Genomic DNA, 20,851 nt, shown 5'->3' with positions numbered 1-20,851 from the left:
TCTGTATAATTGCAACTTAATTAGGTGTATTGAAAAGATATAAAAGTTACATATTAATATTGAATAAATCGGACATATGCAGAATGGCATAATGATATGAAGAGGTATACATATGGCGGAGAATATGATTGGAGAGATAATAACAGAGCACAGAGAAAGAATGCTTAATCTTAAGAAATATTATCCTTTTTTCAAGCTTATTGATACTTCATTTTCCCAGTTTAAGGAGGGCAGATATGAAGCACTTGATATGGGATATATCGTGATGGCTGTTCTGCGTTTTTTTATTGAGGAAAATAACTTCAAGGAAAAGGAAGTTACATACAAGGAGTATCAGGAGTTCTTTAATAACATAATAAGGCACGACTTTGATATGAAGCTTACTGAGGAAGAAAGCGGGGAAGTGGCTGATTATGTCTTTGATAAGATGAAGAATGAGGGAAAGCCATTTGAGTATGCGTATTATGACCCTGTAGAGAAGAAGAAGAGAGTATCAAGGGTTAAGCTTATAGAAAGTACAATAAAAGATAATACTGTGTGGTACAGTATAAGCGCTGATGCGGTAGAGTTCTATCTTGATACGAAAGAGATTAAGGACGAAAGCCGTATAAGCGTGTCACAGCTCCTTTTGGAGAAAATGATTAATTCCAATAACTTTAAAGGCGGAGTAGAGGTTATAGAAAGAATTAATGAGGAAGTTGGAAGGCTTAAGGTTAAGAAGAATGAAGTTATGGATATGCTTTCCAAAGATGTAAAGACAGGACTTGAACATTATGAGGATTTTGTCAATACAGGAATGAAATGGTTCGTTGATGAGGAGAAGCTTTTTAAGAAGAACAAGGAACTTATTGACAAGGCAATAGAAAGGCTTGAGAGTAATTCATCAGCGACAGAAAGCTATTACAGGACATTAAAAGAAATCCATTATCTTGAGGACCAGCTTAAAATAGCAATGAACAAGCACGCGGAACTTCTTCGTGACTGTACTGATATGCAGAATAAGACAGATGAGGCAGTAAAGAAAGCAAAGCTTTCAAGGCTTCGTCCACATATGGATTTCACAGCGGCACTCTCAGATATGATAAGGACAGATGATGCTTCGTTACTGTCATTTATAATAGAGCCGCTGTTAAAGCTTAATATAAAGAAGACATTTGACATAAAGACAATAGATGAAGCACTTCTTGTAAAGCCGGCAAGATATGATAAGAAGGAATATGTAACAGAGGACACACCAGAAGATATAGTATATGAAGATGAGATAGAAGATGAAAGAATAAGACATAATTACATCTTTATAATGAATAATCTTAAGGAGTGTATTAACAGGAAATGTATGAATAAATCGGACATTTTAACGCTTGGAGAATTCAATAATATAATGTCAGAAGCTTATGGAGAGGAAATTCTTAATAATGCTGATTATTATTCTTTCTTTGTTAATCTGTGCCAGAAGGACAGCTATGTTATCGGTGGAGATAATATGCAGTCAGAAACATTTCTTGATGACATATTAAAGGAGGGTTTTGAAGGAAGTGAGCCTGTACATATAATTATGGAAAAGGGAACAGATGAAATAATAGATTACACCAATGTGCAGGTAATGAATATTACATTCAGAAAAGAGGCAGACGATGGAAAATAGAAATCTTGAAAAAGCATTGGATATAGTATCGAAGCTTATAACAGGTGAAGAACTTACTGAGCGTGGTGACAATAGTTCTTTATATCAGGAATATAACAACAATGCAGAAATCTATGACATAGTACATGTGTCACTTAAGAAGCTTAACCTTTCAATATATGAGTATAATAATGGACTATATGTCAGTGCAGGAGAGAACAACAGGGTGTTTGGCTATACGAATGAAGAACTGCGTAAAGAACTTGGCATTAAAGTGAATAAAGATTTATATATGGCATATTTTGTTATATACAATATTATAACAGAATTCTATACGGCATCATCTAATACGACTTATGTTGAGTTCGTAAAGGTTGAGGATATTGTTAAAAATGTTGATTATTCGGTGTCAGCAATTATAGATAAGAAGCTTGGAATGATTATTGATGATATAGAGGAGAACAGCTTTAAACAGATAGCTTTAAGCTGGGACGAGCTTCCGGTTATAACAGTTGAAGATACGGCAGATGTAAGAGCCGCAAGAAATTCTAAGACAGGTTTTGTGAAAATGGTACTTAACTTCTGTGTGTCACAGGGGCTTTTAATGGAAGCACAGTCAAGATATTATCCAACAGACAGATTTAAAGCACTTATCGAGAATTATTTTGATGAATATAAGGGACGTATGGCAGAGATTATGCAGTCTTTGATTTAACAGCTTAAGAATGTACTATGTAGTGCAGGAAAGAGGTAGATATGCCACAGATTAATAGAATAAGAGTTAATAATGTTAAATATAATTTTGGAACGCAGTTCTATGATGATTTTATAATGCGTTTTAATTGCAGAAATACAATATATGACCTTGCTAACGGTGGTGGAAAGAGTCTTTTAATGCTTCTTCTTATGCAGAATATGATTCCTAATTGCACACTTGATGAGAAACAGCCTATAGAGAAGCTTTTCAGAAAAGGGAGTGACAACACCTGTATACACTCGCTTGTTGAGTGGAAGCTTGATAACAATGCAGTTAAAGACGGTTTCAGATATATGACAACAGGCTTTTGTGCAAGAAAGGCAAGAGATGCGAAGGATGAAGAAAATGTTACTGACGGCACAGATACATTAACACAGGCACAGGCTTCATCATCTGATAATACAAGTGTAGAGTATTTCAATTACTGCATTTTCTATAGAAAGTTCGGGGAAAATGACATAAAGAACCTGCCGCTTGCTGTTAATGGTGAGAGGGTTACTTATAATGGCTTAAAGGCGTATTTAAGAGAAGCGGAGAAGTCAGATTATAACATTAAAGTATACATTTTTGACAGAAAGGGGGACTACCAGAGCTTTATATCACGTTACGGAATATATGAAAGTGCGTGGGAGATAGTAAGAGGCATCAATAAGACAGAGGGACACGTAAGAACTTATTTTGAGACTAATTACAGGACAAGCAGAAAGGTCGTTGAGGACCTTCTTATAGAGGAGATTATACAGAAGTCTTACAATAACAGGCTTTCAGTTGATAATGATGACTCTATGATGGCAAAGACACTACTTGATATTAAGGATAAGCTTATAGAACTTTCCAAGAAGAACAGTCAGATTAATGATTATGATAATCAGATAGAGGCTTTAACATATTTTAAAGATTATATTGCGACATATAAGGAATTCTATTCTAATAAAAGCAATATAGAGGACAAGCTTGCCAATATGCTCTTATCAGTGATTAATGCTGAGGGCAGAAAAGAAGCAGAGCTTTCAGAACATAATGAAAAAGAGCAGGAGCTTTATAATGAACTTTCTGATAAGAAATATAAGATAGCAGTAGCCAATGTATTAAAGGAAAAGAAGTCATTAAATGAGCTTGATAAGCTTGTCAAGGAAGCACTTTCAGATAGAAATAAGAAAGAGAACCAGATAAAGACTGCAAGGGAAAAGCTTATGCTTTTAGAGGCAGCTAATAATTATTGTGACTATATCAATTACGAAAAAGAACTTGTTAAAGTTAATACTGCAATTGACAGCCGTATGATAGAGGATGAGGACATAGCGTCAGAATTAAACAGGCTTGCAGCTATATATAAGCAGTATTATGACAAGGCAGAAAAAGAACTTTCAGCTAAGACTGCCAGAGCAGCTATAGATGAGAAGAATTTAAGAGATGAGCTTAAAAAGGCAGATGAGAAACATCAGGAAGACAAGAATAACTGTGCTGTTATACAGGGACAGGAAAGTGCTGTAAAACAGCAGATTGAAAAGGATGAGAAAGAGCTTAAAAGGCTTGCTGACGCTTATGGAATACTGATTGTTGATGATATTATATCCAAGATAGAGGAATTAAGGGTACAGCATAATGGTATTCTTAAGGCAGAGGCTCTTTTGGAAGAAAGCATTAAAGAAACAACCAAGTCGGTATACAAGACAGAGGAAAAGATTAATATTGCTGAGTCTAATATTGCGATGTTAGATGAAAGAATTGACCAACTTCAATCACAGATTATAAGCAGGCAGGAGAATGAGAGCAAGCTTAAGGATTTGCAGAGAATATATGGAATTGCAGGAGCTGACAGATTAAAAGAAGGCATTTTCAAAGAATTCTTAAGAATGAATGACAAATATAATGAAGACAGCCAGAAGGCAGTTAAGCTTGGAAAACTTATAGAAGCAGTAAGTGCAGGTTCTTATTATATAGACAATCCTTCTTACAATAAGTTCAGGGAATATCTTAAATCAGTGTGCGGTGAAGCTGTAACAGAAGGTTATAAGTATCTTGAAAATGCAAGCGAACAGCAGAGAAAAGATATTGTTAAAAGAATACCATTTATACAGTACAGCTTTGTAATTGACAGTGGTTTTGACAAGTTAAAGGAAGCGGAACTGGGAACTGAAACACAGGATAGTGCTGTATATCCGGTAATAAGTGCAGAGGCACTTAAAGATGAAAATATTAATATAAACAGCGATAAAGTTATATTTGCATTTAATGACATAAGTTATCTTACAGACGATAAAAGACGTGATGTAAAGGTACGCATTTTAAGGGAAGAACTTGATAATCTTAACGATACCATAACAAAGCTTAATAGCAGAAAGCAGACAGTTCTTGAAGATTATGTGCTTTCGGTTAATGCTGGTGATACATCAGCGGAAAAGCTTGATGCACCTGAGGAGCTTCTTAAGAGAAAAAATGACATCAAAGAGAATATCGCCGCATACAGAGCAGAGCTTGGACGATATAATGATAAGAAGTCACAGGATATGGCAGAACTTGAAAATGTCAGAAAGTCCAAGAAGTCTGTTGAATTAAACATAAGCAGATATGAAGAAATCGCAGTTGTAAATGAGAGGGTAACGGCGGGATATGTGACATTAAAACAGCTTACTGAACAGCTTAAGTCTGCCGAAGCGCAGATTATAGAATGTGCAGATTATCTTGATAAAATAAGAGAAGACTATATTAAGGCAGATGAATATAAGACCAATGTTGATAATCAGTACTCAGAGCTTGTAAGCATTTGGGAAAATACCGTGTCGCATTTTTACAATGAGAGTACGGCTTCCGGTAATGATGAAGCGGGACAGATTAATCCTAATGAACTTATCGCTAAGATAACAGGTCTTAAAGACATTTTATCTAATAAGAATTCAGATGTTTCAGATAAGGAAAATCTTAGAAAGCACCTGAAAGCTTCTATTGATAAGTGTGTTGAAGCTATTGAGTACAGAGGCCATACATTAGAAGAACTTAAGGCAATGTATGAGGCTGGTACAATATCTGTAAGTGACAGAGCTAAGCTTATGGGGCTTAATAATGAACTGCACGAGTATCAGAAAGAATATGATGCCGGAAGCAGGGAGACAGAAGCTAAAGAAGCACTTCTTAACAGACTTGAGGGAAGTATTGCACACGCTAAGAGCCAGATTGAGGAAAAATATGGAAGATATGAAGAATTTGAGTGTGACAATCCTGAAAAGTTCGCAGATGATATGTCTGTGGCAGTAGCAGAATTAGAGAAGAATATAGAAAAGTATGCACAGTTAAGAAAGCATATGTCAGATGAACTCAAAGAGATACAGCTTATAAGAAAAGACCTTGAAAGAATAACATATAATGCAGGAATTGATATTGAGAATTATGCGGAATTATCAGAATCGGACATTGAGATTAAAGATTTTGAAAGTGTTGCCAAAGAATACGAGCAGACAGCAAAAGAGTATTCATCTATATTAAAGCTTGAATACAAGAAAGCTGATGAGTTCAACAAATATAAAACAAAGCTAATAGATGAACTTAAGAACTATAATGGTGCTGAACTTGCCGTTGAGGTTAATGTATCGGTTGTGCTTCCTGTTAATGCCGCAAAGACAGAACAGCTTGTTAAATCAATAGAGGATACGAATTCATTTATTGAACTTGAGAAAGAGCGTGTTCACAAGGGAATAGAGGATATGGAACGTATCAAGGATAACTTTGAGAACAGATGTATACAGACATGCTGTAATATAAAGACTGAGCTTGAAAGACTTCCAAAGCTTTCGCATATCAGAATGGACAATGAAGATATTGCAATAATCGGGCTTTATATTCCTTATGTTAAGGAAGAAATGTATAAGGACAGAATGTCAGCTTACATTGATGAGACAATTGTTGCAGCAGAAAGCTTTAAGGAGCAGGAAGAACGTTTCAGATATATAAGAAGCAGGCTTTCATGGAAACGGCTTTTCTCAGTAATTGTAACGGATATGAATTCAGTAAGAATTAATCTTTACAAGAGAGAGAGAATAAAAGACCAGAGCAGATATTTAAGATATGAGGAAGCTGTAGGCTCAACAGGACAGTCGCAGGGGATATATATACAGTTCCTTATAGCTATTATTAATTATATTTCCAATATGAACACAGTATCAGATGGACAGCCTTTGGGTAAGACTATATTTATAGATAATCCATTTGGTGCGGCAAAGGATATATATATATGGGAGCCGATCTTTAAACTGCTTGCAGTAAACCATGTACAGCTCATTGTTCCTGCAAGAGGTGCAACACCGGCGATTACCTCAAGGTTTGATGTTAATTATATACTTGGGCAGAAGATGGCAGACAAAAGACAGCAGACAGTTGTTGTTGACTATTATAGTAATGTTAAAGAGACTGAATTGGAATACACAAGAATGGACTATGAACAGGCAAGCTTTGATTTCATATAGCAGGTTTACAAGGATACTCTACTGTGATAAAATTATACGGAATGTTTAAATTGGCATTAATATGCCGTATTATTGGAATTTGAGGGTCGATTCATTGACATAATGGAGGTCTTTAACGTGGATAAATATGAGTTTAATATAAAGTTGGAACAGATAAAGAAGCTTGCAGCTAAGAAAGAATATAAGCAGGCAGCAGAGATTGCAAAGCAGATGAACTGGAATAAAGTAAAAGACTGGTCTACGCTTGCAACAATAATTAATGTACAGGAAGCGGCAGGAGACTACGAAGAAGCAAGAGATATGGCAATTCTTGCATACAATCGTAACCTTGGAGGCAGAAAGCTTATATATAAGCTCACAGAATTCTTTATCAAAGTTGACGATTTTGAAAATGCTGAAGAATTATACAGGGAATACGCCAAATTATCAGCACACGATGTTAATAAGTATATCTTATATTACGACTTAAGAAGGGCACAGGATGCACCTGATACTGAGCTTGTTGATATACTTGAAAAGTATAAGGAAGCTGAGATTGACGAGAAATATATGTATGAGCTTGCCGAATTATATTACAAGACAGGAAGAAAAGAAGATTGTTCTAAGACCTGTGATAACCTTGTATTATGGTTTCAGGATGGCATATATGTAGAGAAAGCTGTAAAGCTTAAGGAAAAGCTGGGTGTTACTATGACTAACACACAGAAGAAGATTTTAAGTGAGATTAAGGCAAGAAAGTCTGACGAAGAAGCTAACAAAGAAAGATTATTTATGGAGCAGAAGGAGCTTGCACGTCTTAAAAAGGACGAAGTCGGCGATCTGCTTGATGAAGATGATAAAGCTGATTCAGACAAAGCAGCATCTTCTAACAAGGCTTCAGACAGCCGGTATTCTAATGTGACTGATAAAGCTTTAAGATTTAACTCTGAAGATGTTGCTGGTGAACAGCCAGCGGGTAATATTGATTATGCAGGAAATGACCGTTTAACAGGAAATGTTAATGTGGCGGGAAGTTCAGACGTAGCTGGTGTAAAAGATACATCTGGTTTATCAATGGATCTTGTCCAGAATGACCAGAGCAGTGCATTAAAAGAGTCAATTGTAAATGCTATTAGAAGACAGGAAGCAGAAGGGAATTCTGTAGATGAGAGTGCTGCAAAGCTTGAAAAAGAGCAGGACAACAGAATATTAGATGAGAGTGCAGATAAGAAGCTTAATGAAAATGTCAGCAAAGCTTCTATGTCATTAAAGGAGCTTATCGAGAACGCAAAAAGAAATATTGAGAACAGCTGTGATAAGATTACCAAGGAAGACGAGGAAGAAGCACGGGAGGCGGCAAGAAAGCGTATTGATGAGAAAGCTGATGCTATGGACATAGAGGTTAAAGTACCTAATTATAATCTTTATGATACTCATAATATTCAGGAAGAACTTGCTAAGAATATTAATGATATATTTAGTGATGAGGAGTCATTTAAGCCTCCATTTGAAAGAAAGACAGGAATGTCCGAAGCATTGAATGAGAGTCCGGCAAAGACAAGTGAGCTAAGAACTGATGGCACAGCAGATAGTAATGCAGGAAATGCTAATACTGTTTACGCAGATGGTGAAGCAGAGAACATAGAAGATGAGCAGATTGAAGGACAGTTAAGCATAGCTGACTGGATGGAAACTGTAAGAGAAGAAAAGTATGGCAAGCAGGATACAAGAGAGTTCTCTAAGGTTGAGTTAGAGCGTATGCTTGATGAGAAAGATGAGAAGAGTGAAGCTTACGAGAAGATTGTTGCCATGAAGAAAGAAGAGGCTTTAAGAAAGGGAACAGAATTCAGCGAGAGGGAGGCTAAGAGATTAGCTGATGCAGAGGTTTTACTTGGTGCGGCTAAGAGAGATCTGGCTATGAGAACGGGAAAGGCTTCGTTTATATTAGATCAGAAAATGACACAGGAGCTTGAGAGAGCCAGAGAAGCTTTAAAAGTGGCAGAAGATGTTAATAATAGCGAAGCAGTGAGCGGTAGCACAGGTGTTAATAACGGTGAAGCGGTGAGTGGTAATACAGTTGCCAATAATGTTGAAGCGGTGAGTGGTAATGTAATTGCCAATAATAGTGAACAGGCACATGACGACAGCGAATGGCAAAGACCAGAAGTATCAGATACTGTTAATGAAAAAGCCGCTGAACCTGAGAATGAAGAACTCACTCTTAACACAACACATTTTGAGCCAGTAACAGATGAGGTTCTTAACAATTATAACAACGTTAATAATTCAGAAGCAGAGTACAGCAGAGCCGCTGAGCCAGAGATTGCAGCTACAGATTTTGTTACGCCGGGTATGAATATGAAGTTCAATGTATCTTCAATGGATAATGAAGATGACAATGACAGGGTTTGGCATAATGATAAGAAATTATCCGGGGAGCTTGCTAAGATATTTAAAAAATACAGAGAGATGCCTGGACTTGAGGAGCAGCTTGTAGATTTATTCGAGTCACTTGATGAAGAGATGGCTATGACTAATTCTTCGTGTGGTAACATTCTTATATCAGGTAATTCAAGCTCTGATAAGACAGATCTTGCTAGAACAATTGTAAGAGCTATTAATTATGTATATCCTGACAGACCAAAGAAGATTGCCAAGACATCTGGCGAGAGTATTAACCAGAGAGGCATAACCAAAGCTATGGGCAAGCTTAAGGGTACAGCTCTTATCGTTGAAGGTGCAGGCACAATACAGCCTAAGAGGATTAATGAGATTATATCCTGTCTTAACGAAGATACAGATAGAATGGTTGTTATATTTGAAGATTCAGATGCAGAGATGAATGTGCTTGTGAACTTTAATCCGGATATGGTAAAGACATTTAACCATAGAATTACATTAAAGCAGTACACAGTTAATGAACTTGTTGATATGGCAAAGCGTTTTGCAAGAAAGAGACAGTATGAGGTTGATGATGATGCACTTCTTGAACTGTATTTAAAGATTGACAAGCTTCATAGTGTTAATGATAATATCAAGCTTGATGATATTAAAGAGATTATCAACAGGGCAATTGCCAACTCTGAAAAGAGAGCGTCAAGAAAGTTCTTTGGTGGACTTAAGAAGAAGCGTAGTGAACGAGGAGATGTTATATTCCTTACAGAAGCAGATTTTAAAGATTGATAATAAAATATAACTTATAGTGTGCATATGCACAAGAATGGAGGATACTTATGAATATTGAAGAAATGTCAGTAAACGCAATCAGGGTTTTATCCGCTGATGCGATACAGAAAGCTAATTCAGGACATCCTGGATTACCACTTGGAACAGCACCTGTTGCTTATGAATTATTTGCAAAACATATGAATTATAATCCACACAATCCAGACTGGGTTAACAGAGATAGATTTGTGTTATCAGGTGGACACGGCTCAATGCTTCTTTATTCATTATTCCATTTATTTGGAATAGGTAATCTTTCACTTGAAGAAGTTAAGAATTTCAGACAGTTTGGTTCACTCACACCGGGTCATCCGGAATATGGACATACTGTAGGTGTTGAGGCTACAACGGGTCCATTAGGACAGGGCATGGCAATGGCAGTTGGTATGGCAATGGCAGAGGCACATCTTTCATCAGTATTTAACAAGGAAGGCTTTCCGGTTGTAGACCATTATACTTATGTACTTGGTGGAGATGGATGTATGATGGAAGGTATTTCATCAGAGTGTTTCTCACTTGCTGGTACACTAGGACTTTCAAAGCTTATTGTATTCTATGATTCAAACAATATATCTATTGAGGGAAGCACAGATATAGCATTTACAGAAGATGTAGTTACAAGATTTAAGGCATTTGGTTTCCAGACAATAGAAGTTGAGGACGGCAACGACCTTGAAGCAATCGGCAAGGCAATAGAGGAAGCTAAGGCTGATAAGACAAGACCATCACTTATTAAGGTTAATACACTTATTGGTTATGGCTGTCCAGCTAAGCAGGGCAAGGCAAGTGCACACGGAGAACCTCTTGGTGTTGATAATGTGGCTGCTCTTAAGGAAAATATTAACTGGCCTTGCAAGGGTGATTTTGAAGTTCCTAAGGAAGTATATGACCATTACAAGGAACTTGCTGATAATATGGCAAAGGCAGAGGATAAATGGAATGAACTTTTTGCTGCATATGTGGAGAAGTATCCAGAAATGAAAGAATTATGGGATAATTACTTTGATGGATATGATATGTCCGATTTGTTCAATTCTGATGAATATTGGGCAAAAGGTGATAAGCCAGAAGCTACAAGAAGCACAAGCGGAACTATTCTTAATATGATTAAAAAGGCAATGCCTAATTTAATAGGTGGTTCAGCAGACCTTGCACCATCTAATAAGACTAATATGAAGGATGCGGGTGATTTCTCTAAGGATAATTATGCTGGAACTAATCTTCATTTTGGTGTAAGAGAGCAGGCTATGGCGGCAATCGGTAATGGACTTGCACTTCACGGCGGTTTAAAAGCATTTGTTGCAACATTCTTCGTGTTCAGTGATTATGTTAAGCCAATGGCAAGACTTTCAGCACTTATGAAGCTTCCACTTACTTATGTATTCACACATGATAGCATTGGTGTCGGAGAAGATGGACCAACACATGAACCAGTTGAACAGCTTGCTGCATTCCGTTCACTTCCTGATTTCACAGTATTCAGACCTTGTGACAGAACAGAAACAGCAGCAGCCTGGATGTATGCAGTAGAGAATGAATGTGGTCCAACAGGACTTGTGCTTACAAGACAGAATCTTCCACAGATGGAGGGCTCATCAAAGGATGCACTTAAGGGTGGCTATATAATTGCTGAGTCAGAAAAGGCAGTTCCAGATGCTATTATCATAGCAAGCGGTTCAGAAGTAAGCCTTGCGGTTAATGCCAAGGAAGAACTTAAGAAATCAGGCATTGATGTAAGAGTTGTAAGTATGCCAAGTATGGAGCTTTTCGATAAGCAGTCAGCAGAATATAAGGAAAGTGTACTTCCAAATGCTGTTAGAAAGAGAGTTGCAGTAGAAGCACTTTCAGACTTTGGCTGGTACAAGTATGTAGGTCTTGACGGCAAGGTTATCGCTATGGAAGGCTTTGGCGCTTCAGGTCCAGCAGCTACATTGTTTGAGCATTTTGGATTTACAGTTGATAATGTTGTTAAGACTGTTAAAGAAGTTGTTAATGCTTAATGCTTAATGGGATTAGGTGTTGATGGTTAGAGATTAATAATTAGATAAATAATATAATTGAGCTTTCAATAGATTTCCTTGTAATTAGGAGAATATTGGAGGCTCTTTTGTTTTGCAGGATATTGTTTATAAAGAGAGGAATTAAGTGGAGTATAATTATATTTATCCTAAATTATTCACGAAGCAGTATCTAAATTAAAAACTGCATCTTGAACCTTTAAATTTGATCCATGAAGCTTGAACTAATCTCTCTTGACCGAAAAAAGGGGGCATAAATCCCTATAGTGCAAGGTTCGTTAATAGTTGCTATTCCAGCTGCACCTGCAGTTTGCTGATATTATATAGAGTCTCGTAGAACTCATCCTTTCAGCCACTTTTACGGCATTGCCGTGAATAATTTAGGATTAGTAAAATAATATGTGAATTAATACATAAATACATAAAAAATACAATAAATTATCATATATTTACTTGAAATAATAAAGACAGGGGTATATACTATTAATATAAAGATTGTTAGAGAATTAACAATCCATTCGAATCACTTATTAATATTTTTATTTATAGGAGGTATTGGGTTATGGTACGTTTTACATTACCAAGAGATTTATATCATGGTAAAGGAGCTCTTGAAGCACTTAAGACTCTTAAAGGAAAGAAGGCTATCATCTGTGTTGGTGGTGGTTCAATGAAGCGTTTCGGATTTCTTCAGAGAGCAGAAGATTATCTTAAGGAAGCTGGAATGGAAGTTAAGTTATTCGAGGGTATCGAATCAGACCCTTCAGTTGATACAGTTATGAAGGGTGCAAAGGTTATGGAAGAATATCAGCCAGACTGGATAGTAGCTATTGGTGGTGGTTCTCCTATCGATGCAGCCAAGGCTATGTGGATTAAATATGAATATCCAGATACAACATTTGAGGATATGTGCAAGGTATTCGGCTTACCAAAGCTTCGTACGAAAGCTCATTTCTGTGCAGTTTCATCTACATCAGGTACAGCTACAGAAGTTACAGCATTCTCAGTTATAACAGATTATGAGAAAGGTATTAAATATCCATTAGCTGACTTTGAGATTACACCAGATGTAGCTATTGTTGATCCAGAGCTTGCAGAGACAATGCCTAAGAAGCTTGTAGCACATACAGGTATGGATGCTATGACACACGCCATTGAGGCATATGTATCTACAGCTAACTGCGATTATACAGATGCACTTGCACTTCATGCTATGAAGATGATTAAGGACGATCTTGTTGGTTCATATAACGAAGATATGGAAAAGAGAGATGCAATGCACAATGCACAGTGTCTTGCAGGTATGGCATTCTCTAACGCATTACTTGGTATCGTTCATTCAATGGCACATAAGACTGGTGCAGCGTTTGAAGGCGGACATATTATCCACGGTGCAGCTAATGCTATGTATCTTCCAAAGGTTATCAAGTACAATTCTAAGGATGAGACAGCAGCTAAGCGTTATGCATACATAGCTGACTTCTTAGGATTAGGCGGTGATACAACAGAAGCTAAGATTGATAACTTAATCGCAATGCTTCGTAAGATGAATGATGAGCTTAATATTCCACAGTGCATTAAGAACTATGGCGAAGGTGGTCTTCCAGCAGAACAGGGAATTGTTCCAGAAGATGAATTCCTTGCTAAGCTCCCAGAAGTAGCAGCTAATGCAATCAGCGATGCTTGTACAGGTTCTAACCCACGTCAGCCAAGTCAGGAAGAGATGGAGAAGCTCCTTAAGTGCTGCTACTATGATACAGAAGTAGATTTCTAATATTGTCAGTTTAATTTTCTTATTTTCATAATATTTAGGACAGAGTGGTGCATTATGTACCGCTCTGTTTTTTGTTAAAATATAAGTATAAAAATTCAAAAGGATGCAACAATTTATCTTAAAATGTTGCATCCTTTGAATATTTGTTCTACTCAATTACATTATTTATATCATCATATAATAATAATACTTTATAGCGAATACTAATAAAATTTATATTTGGGTAATGATAGATATGTTATAAATTAACACTCAGAAACACCGAGTCTTTATCATCTTGTATAATACCAAGATATCTTTTAGTTATTTCATAAGAAGAAGCGTAATAATAATGTATAGCATATGGCTGGTATATATCAGCTAGAATAATCAAAACAAGTATAAATCCCGGTTCATACAACTCATGTGAGTATGAGCTGGGATTTTTATTATAACATAAGCTTTGTGTTGTTCTTTAACGCATCAGAAGTTTCGAAGAAACTTCTGAGTGACTACGAAGTAGTCATATTATAGTGGCATTCGCCGTTTGTAAGTAACTTGTCAGCATCTTTCGTTCTTTCTTGCGCTAATTTTATTAAAATGCCTAAAAGTATCAAAAGTATATTGCAAAAATAATATATATGTGTGACATAATAAATAAAAGATATTATTAATAATATAAAATTAGCTATGTATTTTAATAATATGGACACAGAGAGTAAGTTTTAAAGATACAGAGGTGGATATGGAGATTAATAGAAGATTTAAAGACACGTTATTTAGAAAAGTATTTAATAACAAAAAAGATTTGCTCAGTTTGTATAATGCATTGAAAGATGGACGTTCAGACAAGCTTGTTAAATTAACAGATAAGAAAGAACTGGAAAGACTATATAAAGAATACGATATGTAGCAAAATATAAATATATCGGGCATAGTTACACGCCTATTATCCAGATTACGCAGAGGCCGGGATAACAGGCTTATTATCCGCAAATGTGTATACAATAATAATCAATTCACAAACAATTCAAACAATTAAATATAACACGCAAAAGTAAAATATAATTTAAAAATAAATTAAAAATAATCAAAAAAAGAGTTGACAAAATCATAAGTGAGTGTTAATATACAATTACAAACAAACAAGACCTTAAACATATTAATAAATCGATATAACAACATATATTAATTATATTAAAGAAGACAAGTTCAGCAGACAATATATTAATACATAGAATATATCGATACCATTCATTAAGAATGTTAATATAGATTATAAGGAATTGAGAAAGGCAGGTATAATCCAATGGAAATATAACACATACCAAGCATTATTAATAATTATATTCATTGTAGAATAGATAATTAAGTAAAGTAATGATTTGGAGGAAGAACAATTGAATAACTTAAAGTAACGGTTACTATATTACATAGAGATAATATAGTAACCGTTTTTATATGTATTTTATATGTGTTGCTTTATTTATCATATACCTTTATTTTAATAATATTTGTACTATCAGCCATTACTGAGTATTCTAATTAACTAAAAATATATAAAATAAAAAAAGGAACTGCACACTGATATTCAGTGAAACAGTTCCATATCTCATTTGTTTAATAATTATTTTGTATATCTTTCATTATATTCTTTAACTCTCTTCTGTATTCTGTCAACAGGATTAAGAAGGTCGCTGATTGAAGAGTCGTGGTTAAGTGTATCGATAAGGAGAGCCATATACTTGCTCATATCTACATTGATATACCAAGGCTTAGAAAGAAGTTCGTCTGGCTGGTACACAAGGTTAGTAGTAAGAATCTTATCAATGATACCTTTTTCGTAAGCTTCATCAAACTTATCGAAACCATTAGTGAAAAGACCGAATGTAGTAGCACAGAATACTCTGCTTGCACCTCTCTTCTTTAACTCAGAAGCAACATCAATCATACTTTCACCAGATGAAATCATATCATCAATAATAATAACGTCCTTGCCTTCTACATTAGTACCAAGGAATTCATGTGCAACGATAGGATTACGTCCGTTGACAATCTTAGTATAATCTCTTCTCTTATAGAACATACCCATATCAAGACCAAGTACATTGGCAAAGTATACAGCACGTCCCATACCACCCTCATCAGGGCTGATAACCATCATATGTTCGCTGTCGATGTGAAGGTCGTCAACACCAAGTAAAAGATACTTGATGAACTGATAAGTACAAGATACTGATTCAAATCCCTTAAGAGGAATTGAATTGTGTACTCTAGGGTCATGTGCATCAAATGTGATAATATTTTCAACGCCCATGGCTGTAAGTTCCTGAAGCATAAGTGCACAATCAAGAGATTCTCTTCCTGATCTTTTGTGCTGTCTGCTTTCATAAAGGAAAGGCATAATAACATTAATTCTTCTTGCCTTTCCACCTGCAGCTGCGATTACTCTCTTAAGGTCTGCATAGTGATCATCAGGTGACATATGGTTAGTTGTACCACAGAGTGAATATTCAATGCTGTAGTTGCATACGTCAACCATAATATATAAATCGTAGCCACGTATAGAATCGTTAAGGACACCCTTACCTTCTCCTGAACCGAATCTAGGTGTGCTTGCACTTACAACATAGCTGTCTCTTTTGTATCCGCTAAAAGCAAGATTAGACTGATTCTCATGTTCTCTTTGTTCTCTCCATTGTACAAGGTAATCATCAACCTTTTCGCCCATTTTAGAACAGCTCTTTAATGGTACTATTCCTAATGTTCCGTATGGAATTGTTGCAGTATGACGTTCGTCTCGTGGCATTGTATTGTCCTCCATTGTATATGATTATAAATATATTGGGATGTGGGTATTATTACCCACGAATGTATGCGGACTGCTTTGCATTACCGCATATATATTAATTCGGTTATAGAAGTAATAAGCATTTACAACTAACTGAATAAACATACATAGTTAAATATAATCTTAATTACATTATAAGTCAATTACTTTAGCATAATTAAAATGATTAAAATGACTTCTACAACTGAAATATAATTAATGATATGAATTATCAATTCTTAAGCATCTTGGTTCGTTTAAGGTAACGTATATCAGTTCCAAATAATCTTAGAATTGTATATGAGCTTATTATTCTTGAGAATATTCTTTCTGAGTAGAAATCCTCAATCTGTGAAATTGTAAAATTTGATGATATTATCACACTTTTATTGCGGAGAAGCCTCTCATTAATTACATAAAAAAGTTTGGAATTAGTGTAAGAGTTGCTGCTTTCCGTACCAAGATCATCAATTATTAACAGGTCACATTCAAGAAAGTAATTAACATCTATATTGTTATCAAGGTTACGTCTGAAATCGCTGTTCTCAAAGCATTTAAAGAACTCAGTTGCAGTCAGGTATATCACACTGTGGTAGGTGTCTAATAATTCCTTAGCGATACAGTTGGCAAGAAATGTCTTTCCTACGCCGGTCTCGCCTGTTAATAGCAGGTTAGAGAAACTATTATCAAAGGTCTGTACAAAAGACTGGCATACATCAAGAACTTTGTGCATATTATTGTAAGGTGTGAGCCCTGTGACAGGATCGACCTGTTTCTTATCGTACCATTCAAATGAAAATGTAGAGAAATTCTCACTTGAAGTTATGTTCTTAAGGTTAGAGTCTTCATATATAAGGTCAATAGCCTTTTTCTTAAAACAAGAACAACGTGAACCATTAACATAACCGGTATCGTGGCATACCGGACATGTATAGATATCATCAAGATAATCTTTTGGTTTGCCGATTGAGGCGAGTAATTCAGCTTTTCTGGCAATCAGCTTTTTGAGCTTTAAGTTATATTCATCTAAATCCGTGTCTGATGAATCAGAAACAATACGCCTTGAAGCTTCTTTCATAGAAAGCGTGATTATCTCATTCTCAATTAAACTATATTCAGGACATTTATTAACGACTTCGTTATAGCGTTCAGTCTGTAATGCCTGATTATGTGAGCGTATATCGTCATATACACGCATAACTGAGGCATATTGGGTATTGGTAAGCGGCATAGTTTAAACCTTTCTAGTTATTGTTGCTAAGTAGTGAATTGTACCAGTCATCAGACTTCTTGTCTCTTTGCTGGAAATTGTTAAAACGGTTGTTAGCCGGCTTTGAAGAAGCTGTCTGTTTAGGCTTTATATTGTTGCCAGCGGCATATGCGGCATCGGCTTTTTTAACATCTTCTAATGAGCTTACATTGGAATTCTTCCAGTTAGCAAGTATGGTGTCGGCATATTCAAAGCTTGGCTGGTGTATAGCTTTGATTGTCCTGTTGCAGGCCTCAATTATCATATCGGTATCAAAGCAGTAAGTGTCAGCCCATTTGGCAATCATAGCCTTTTCGTGCTGTGCAGGTTCTCTGTTAGATAGACCAAATGCTTTCATAATCTGGTATACATAATCTGTGTGGTTAGAAGTCTCCTCTTTAGCCTCAGCGATTGTATGTATATTCTTGGAAGCCCACGAAAGAGCGACTTTTTCAATGTAGTTAATGCTTTTTTTGTTGTGTTCTACACAATATTCAAAAAGATATTCAATAAGGTCAGTTGAAAGCTTCAATCCATCGTAGAAATATACAATGGAATTGGTTTCCTTAGTGGAAAGTGGACGTCCCATATACTGCTCAATAACGAACAGAAGCATTGAAAAGTTGTCATTAGCAAGAAAATCGTTAAGCTGTTCCTTTGAATAGGATACTTTTGAAGGCTCTGCTGTGTATATAACCTCGGTCTGTTTAATATCAGGCTTGGCAGCTCTCACAGTTTCAGTCTGGTATGAAGAAGTATTATTAACTGAAGCACTTTCAGCAGCTATTGGGTCAGCCATAGCATTAGCAGCTTGCCCAGTGTGCTTAATATCACGAAGTACAATGTTGGACAGGCTGTTGCCGGGACCATTAAAGGAAAGTGATATAACATCAAGGCTGTCCCAGTAACGCAGAGCTCTCATAATATCAGCTTCTGTCTGGTTAAATGTATCAGCAAGCAGGGAAATGCTTATGTTATTGCTTCGTAACGACATAAGGTGCAGAAGATAAAGGTAAACTTTTACAAATTCACCATTAGCACCAGGAACATACTCGCTGATAAAAATATTAGAAACGGATGTGTATCCTTCACTTGATTCTGTTGATAAAATTAAACTACTCATATATCTATGTTAATAAGTCTGTAAAGGCAGACTTACCCTCCTTGTTCCCGCTTATTTGTGTTCATTATAGCATAGTGGATAATAAATGAAAAGCAAGCTAAAAGCAGGTGGTTATCAATGTGGATAATGTGGATAATGTGGATAACTCGTGGATAGAATTAAGAAAAGTCAGTAAATTGCTGTATTTTTAACAATGTGATTTTTCACAAAAAAATCCACATTCTTAAACCGTGGATAACGGGATAAAAATGTGGATAATGTGGATAACTTTGTTGACAAAATATAAAAATGTGTAAAAAATGGCTATTTTAGAAGTTCTTCGCCAATTTTATATACATCTCCGGCCCCCATAGTTATCAACAGGTCGCCGTTGATACAATTATTTAATAAAAATTTTTCGATGTCCTCAAAAGATTCGTAATAGTAGCAATCTTTGCCTTCTGCTTTAATAAGTTCCATAAGGTCAGCAGAACTTATGCCAAGATTATCTGTTTCTCTTGCAGGATATATTTTGGCGAGCACAATATTATCAGCAAGGCTTAATGCTTTAGCAAATTCTGGCATCAAAGCTTTGGTTCTTGAATAAGTATGTGGCTGGAATACGCACCATATTTTATTATGTGGATAATTCTTAGCTGAATTAAGGGTAGCTGTTATCTCATCAGGGTGGTGTGCATAATCATCAATTACGGTGACACCATTGAATTCGCCTTTCTTTTCAAATCTTCGGTTAGTACCTGTGAAATGCTTAAGACCGGCCTTGATATTGTCTATGCTTATGCCAAGCTTAAAGGCTGCAGCTACAGCTGAAAGTGAATTGTATACATTGTGAAGACCAGGAACTGATAATTCAATTGTTCCACTATCTTCATTATTAATAAGAAGAGTATATGAACAGCAGCCATATTTGTCGTAAGTGATATTTGTTGCACTATACATACTCTTTTCAGGGTCAGAACCAAATGTTATGACTTCACAGTCAGTATCCTTATAAAAATATTCATAATTGTCTATGTCTGAGTTGATGATAAGTGTTCCGTCAGATGGAAGCTTTTCAGTAAAAAGCTTGAACGAATGACGTATATCATCAAGGTCTTTGAAGAAATCAAGGTGGTCAGCTTTGACATTAAGTATAATATTGATAGTAGGGTTAAATGATAAGAAGCTGTTAGTGTATTCGCAGGCTTCTGTAACGAAAAGGTCAGAACGTCCAACTCTTATATTACCGCCTATGCTGTTAAGTATGCCTCCTACTGAGATTGTAGGGTCAGCATCAGCAGCAAGAAGAATTTCAGTAATCATAGAAGTTGTAGTAGTCTTACCATGAGTACCAGCTACATTTACTGCGGTATGGTAATTCTTCATAATCTGTCCGAGAAGCTCAGCTCTTGTCAGTGTTGGGATACCAGCATCAACAGCAGCTTTAAGTTCAGGATTATCAGGGTGGATTGCGGCTGTGTATACAACAAGGTCAATGTCACCTGTGATATTGTCAGCAGACTGTGGATAAGAGATTATACATCCGTCCTGCTGTAATTCAGTTGTTAAATCTGATATATGTGCATCAGAACCGGATACGGTAAAATGACGATCAAGAAGAATCTTTGCAAGACCGCTCATGCTTATTCCGCCGATTCCGATAAAATGTACATGTATTGGAGTATTAAAATCAATTGTAAACATAGGAATTTCCTTTCTTAAACTAATTCAAGTAAGATTATATGCCTAAAAGCTTTTTTTTTCAAATTGTTTTGTTGTTAAGTACATAAAAAATACTGATTAAGAAATTGTACGAAAAATTATCAAAAAAATGCAAAATTATTTTTACTTAAT

At 35.9% G+C, this 20,851-nt stretch carries 11 protein-coding genes; 7 read left to right on the top strand and 4 right to left on the bottom strand.

Annotated elements, in window-relative coordinates:
- Positions 1-112: 112 nt before the first annotated feature.
- The 7 genes from C7390_RS12450 (at position 113) to C7390_RS13795 (ending at position 14,729) form a co-directional block, all read left to right on the top strand.
- Positions 113-1,645 carry a hypothetical protein gene (locus C7390_RS12450; protein ID WP_055177427.1) on the top strand — a complete coding sequence of 511 codons (1,533 nt, stop codon included), beginning with the start codon at positions 113-115 and terminating at the stop codon, positions 1,643-1,645.
- Positions 1,635-2,339 carry a DUF6063 family protein gene (locus C7390_RS12445; RefSeq protein WP_022503081.1) on the top strand — a complete coding sequence of 235 codons (705 nt, stop codon included), beginning with the start codon at positions 1,635-1,637 and terminating at the stop codon, positions 2,337-2,339. The genes C7390_RS12450 and C7390_RS12445 overlap by 11 nt, the downstream gene beginning before the upstream one ends.
- A 41-nt stretch (positions 2,340-2,380) precedes the next feature.
- On the top strand, positions 2,381-6,841 hold the full coding sequence (locus tag C7390_RS12440; protein WP_116444287.1) for a coiled-coil domain-containing protein: 4,461 nt from the start codon (positions 2,381-2,383) through the stop codon (positions 6,839-6,841).
- A 117-nt stretch (positions 6,842-6,958) separates the two neighbouring features.
- Positions 6,959-10,003: a hypothetical protein gene (locus C7390_RS12435; RefSeq protein WP_116444286.1), complete on the top strand. Its 3,045-nt coding sequence runs from the start codon at positions 6,959-6,961 to the stop codon at positions 10,001-10,003.
- Between the two features lie 50 nt (positions 10,004-10,053).
- The gene (tkt, locus tag C7390_RS12430) at positions 10,054-12,045 is read left to right on the top strand and encodes a transketolase (RefSeq protein ID WP_116444285.1); all 1,992 of its coding nucleotides are present in this window, start codon (positions 10,054-10,056) and stop codon (positions 12,043-12,045) included.
- Positions 12,046-12,625: 580 nt separating this feature from the next.
- Positions 12,626-13,837 carry an iron-containing alcohol dehydrogenase gene (locus tag C7390_RS12425; RefSeq protein ID WP_022502522.1) on the top strand — a complete coding sequence of 404 codons (1,212 nt, stop codon included), beginning with the start codon at positions 12,626-12,628 and terminating at the stop codon, positions 13,835-13,837.
- A gap of 724 nt (positions 13,838-14,561) precedes the next feature.
- On the top strand, positions 14,562-14,729 hold the full coding sequence (locus C7390_RS13795; RefSeq protein WP_022502521.1) for a hypothetical protein: 168 nt from the start codon (positions 14,562-14,564) through the stop codon (positions 14,727-14,729).
- A gap of 714 nt (positions 14,730-15,443) precedes the next feature.
- Here C7390_RS13795 and C7390_RS12420 read toward each other — a convergent pair.
- From C7390_RS12420 to murC, 4 genes are all read right to left on the bottom strand, one after another.
- Positions 15,444-16,625, bottom strand: a complete 1,182-nt coding sequence (locus C7390_RS12420; RefSeq protein WP_022502520.1) for a ribose-phosphate pyrophosphokinase — start codon at positions 16,623-16,625, stop codon at positions 15,444-15,446.
- Between the two features lie 253 nt (positions 16,626-16,878).
- Complete coding sequence (locus C7390_RS12415; RefSeq protein WP_116444284.1) at positions 16,879-17,877, bottom strand: ATP-binding protein; 999 nt, start codon at positions 17,875-17,877, stop codon at positions 16,879-16,881.
- Between the two features lie 13 nt (positions 17,878-17,890).
- Positions 17,891-19,018, bottom strand: coding sequence for a DnaD domain protein (locus C7390_RS12410; protein ID WP_116444283.1), 1,128 nt, complete (start codon positions 19,016-19,018; stop codon positions 17,891-17,893).
- 303 nt (positions 19,019-19,321) lie between these two features.
- Positions 19,322-20,701 carry a UDP-N-acetylmuramate--L-alanine ligase gene (murC, locus tag C7390_RS12405; protein ID WP_022502517.1) on the bottom strand — a complete coding sequence of 460 codons (1,380 nt, stop codon included), beginning with the start codon at positions 20,699-20,701 and terminating at the stop codon, positions 19,322-19,324.
- Positions 20,702-20,851 lie beyond the last annotated feature (150 nt).

The organism is Bacteroides galacturonicus (genome assembly GCF_003096855.1).
Classification (GTDB): Bacteria; Bacillota; Clostridia; order Lachnospirales; family Lachnospiraceae; genus Lachnospira; species Lachnospira rogosae.
The sequence above is the reverse complement of the archived record's forward strand: the minus strand, read 5'-3'. Positions and strand labels throughout refer to the sequence as shown.

What these genes read in the sequence shown, in the direction of transcription:
- C7390_RS12450 (WP_055177427.1), top strand. Translation starts at nt 113, where the DNA reads ATGGCGGAGAATATGATTGGAGAGATAATAACAGAGCACAGAGAAAGA.
- C7390_RS12445 (WP_022503081.1), top strand. Translation starts at nt 1,635, where the DNA reads ATGGAAAATAGAAATCTTGAAAAAGCATTGGATATAGTATCGAAGCTT.
- C7390_RS12440 (WP_116444287.1), top strand. Translation starts at nt 2,381, where the DNA reads ATGCCACAGATTAATAGAATAAGAGTTAATAATGTTAAATATAATTTT.
- tkt (WP_116444285.1), top strand. Translation starts at nt 10,054, where the DNA reads ATGAATATTGAAGAAATGTCAGTAAACGCAATCAGGGTTTTATCCGCT.
- C7390_RS12425 (WP_022502522.1), top strand. Translation starts at nt 12,626, where the DNA reads ATGGTACGTTTTACATTACCAAGAGATTTATATCATGGTAAAGGAGCT.
- C7390_RS13795 (WP_022502521.1), top strand. Translation starts at nt 14,562, where the DNA reads ATGGAGATTAATAGAAGATTTAAAGACACGTTATTTAGAAAAGTATTT.
- C7390_RS12420 (WP_022502520.1), bottom strand. Translation starts at nt 16,625, where the DNA reads ATGCCACGAGACGAACGTCATACTGCAACAATTCCATACGGAACATTA.
- C7390_RS12415 (WP_116444284.1), bottom strand. Translation starts at nt 17,877, where the DNA reads ATGCCGCTTACCAATACCCAATATGCCTCAGTTATGCGTGTATATGAC.
- C7390_RS12410 (WP_116444283.1), bottom strand. Translation starts at nt 19,018, where the DNA reads ATGAGTAGTTTAATTTTATCAACAGAATCAAGTGAAGGATACACATCC.
- murC (WP_022502517.1), bottom strand. Translation starts at nt 20,701, where the DNA reads ATGTTTACAATTGATTTTAATACTCCAATACATGTACATTTTATCGGA.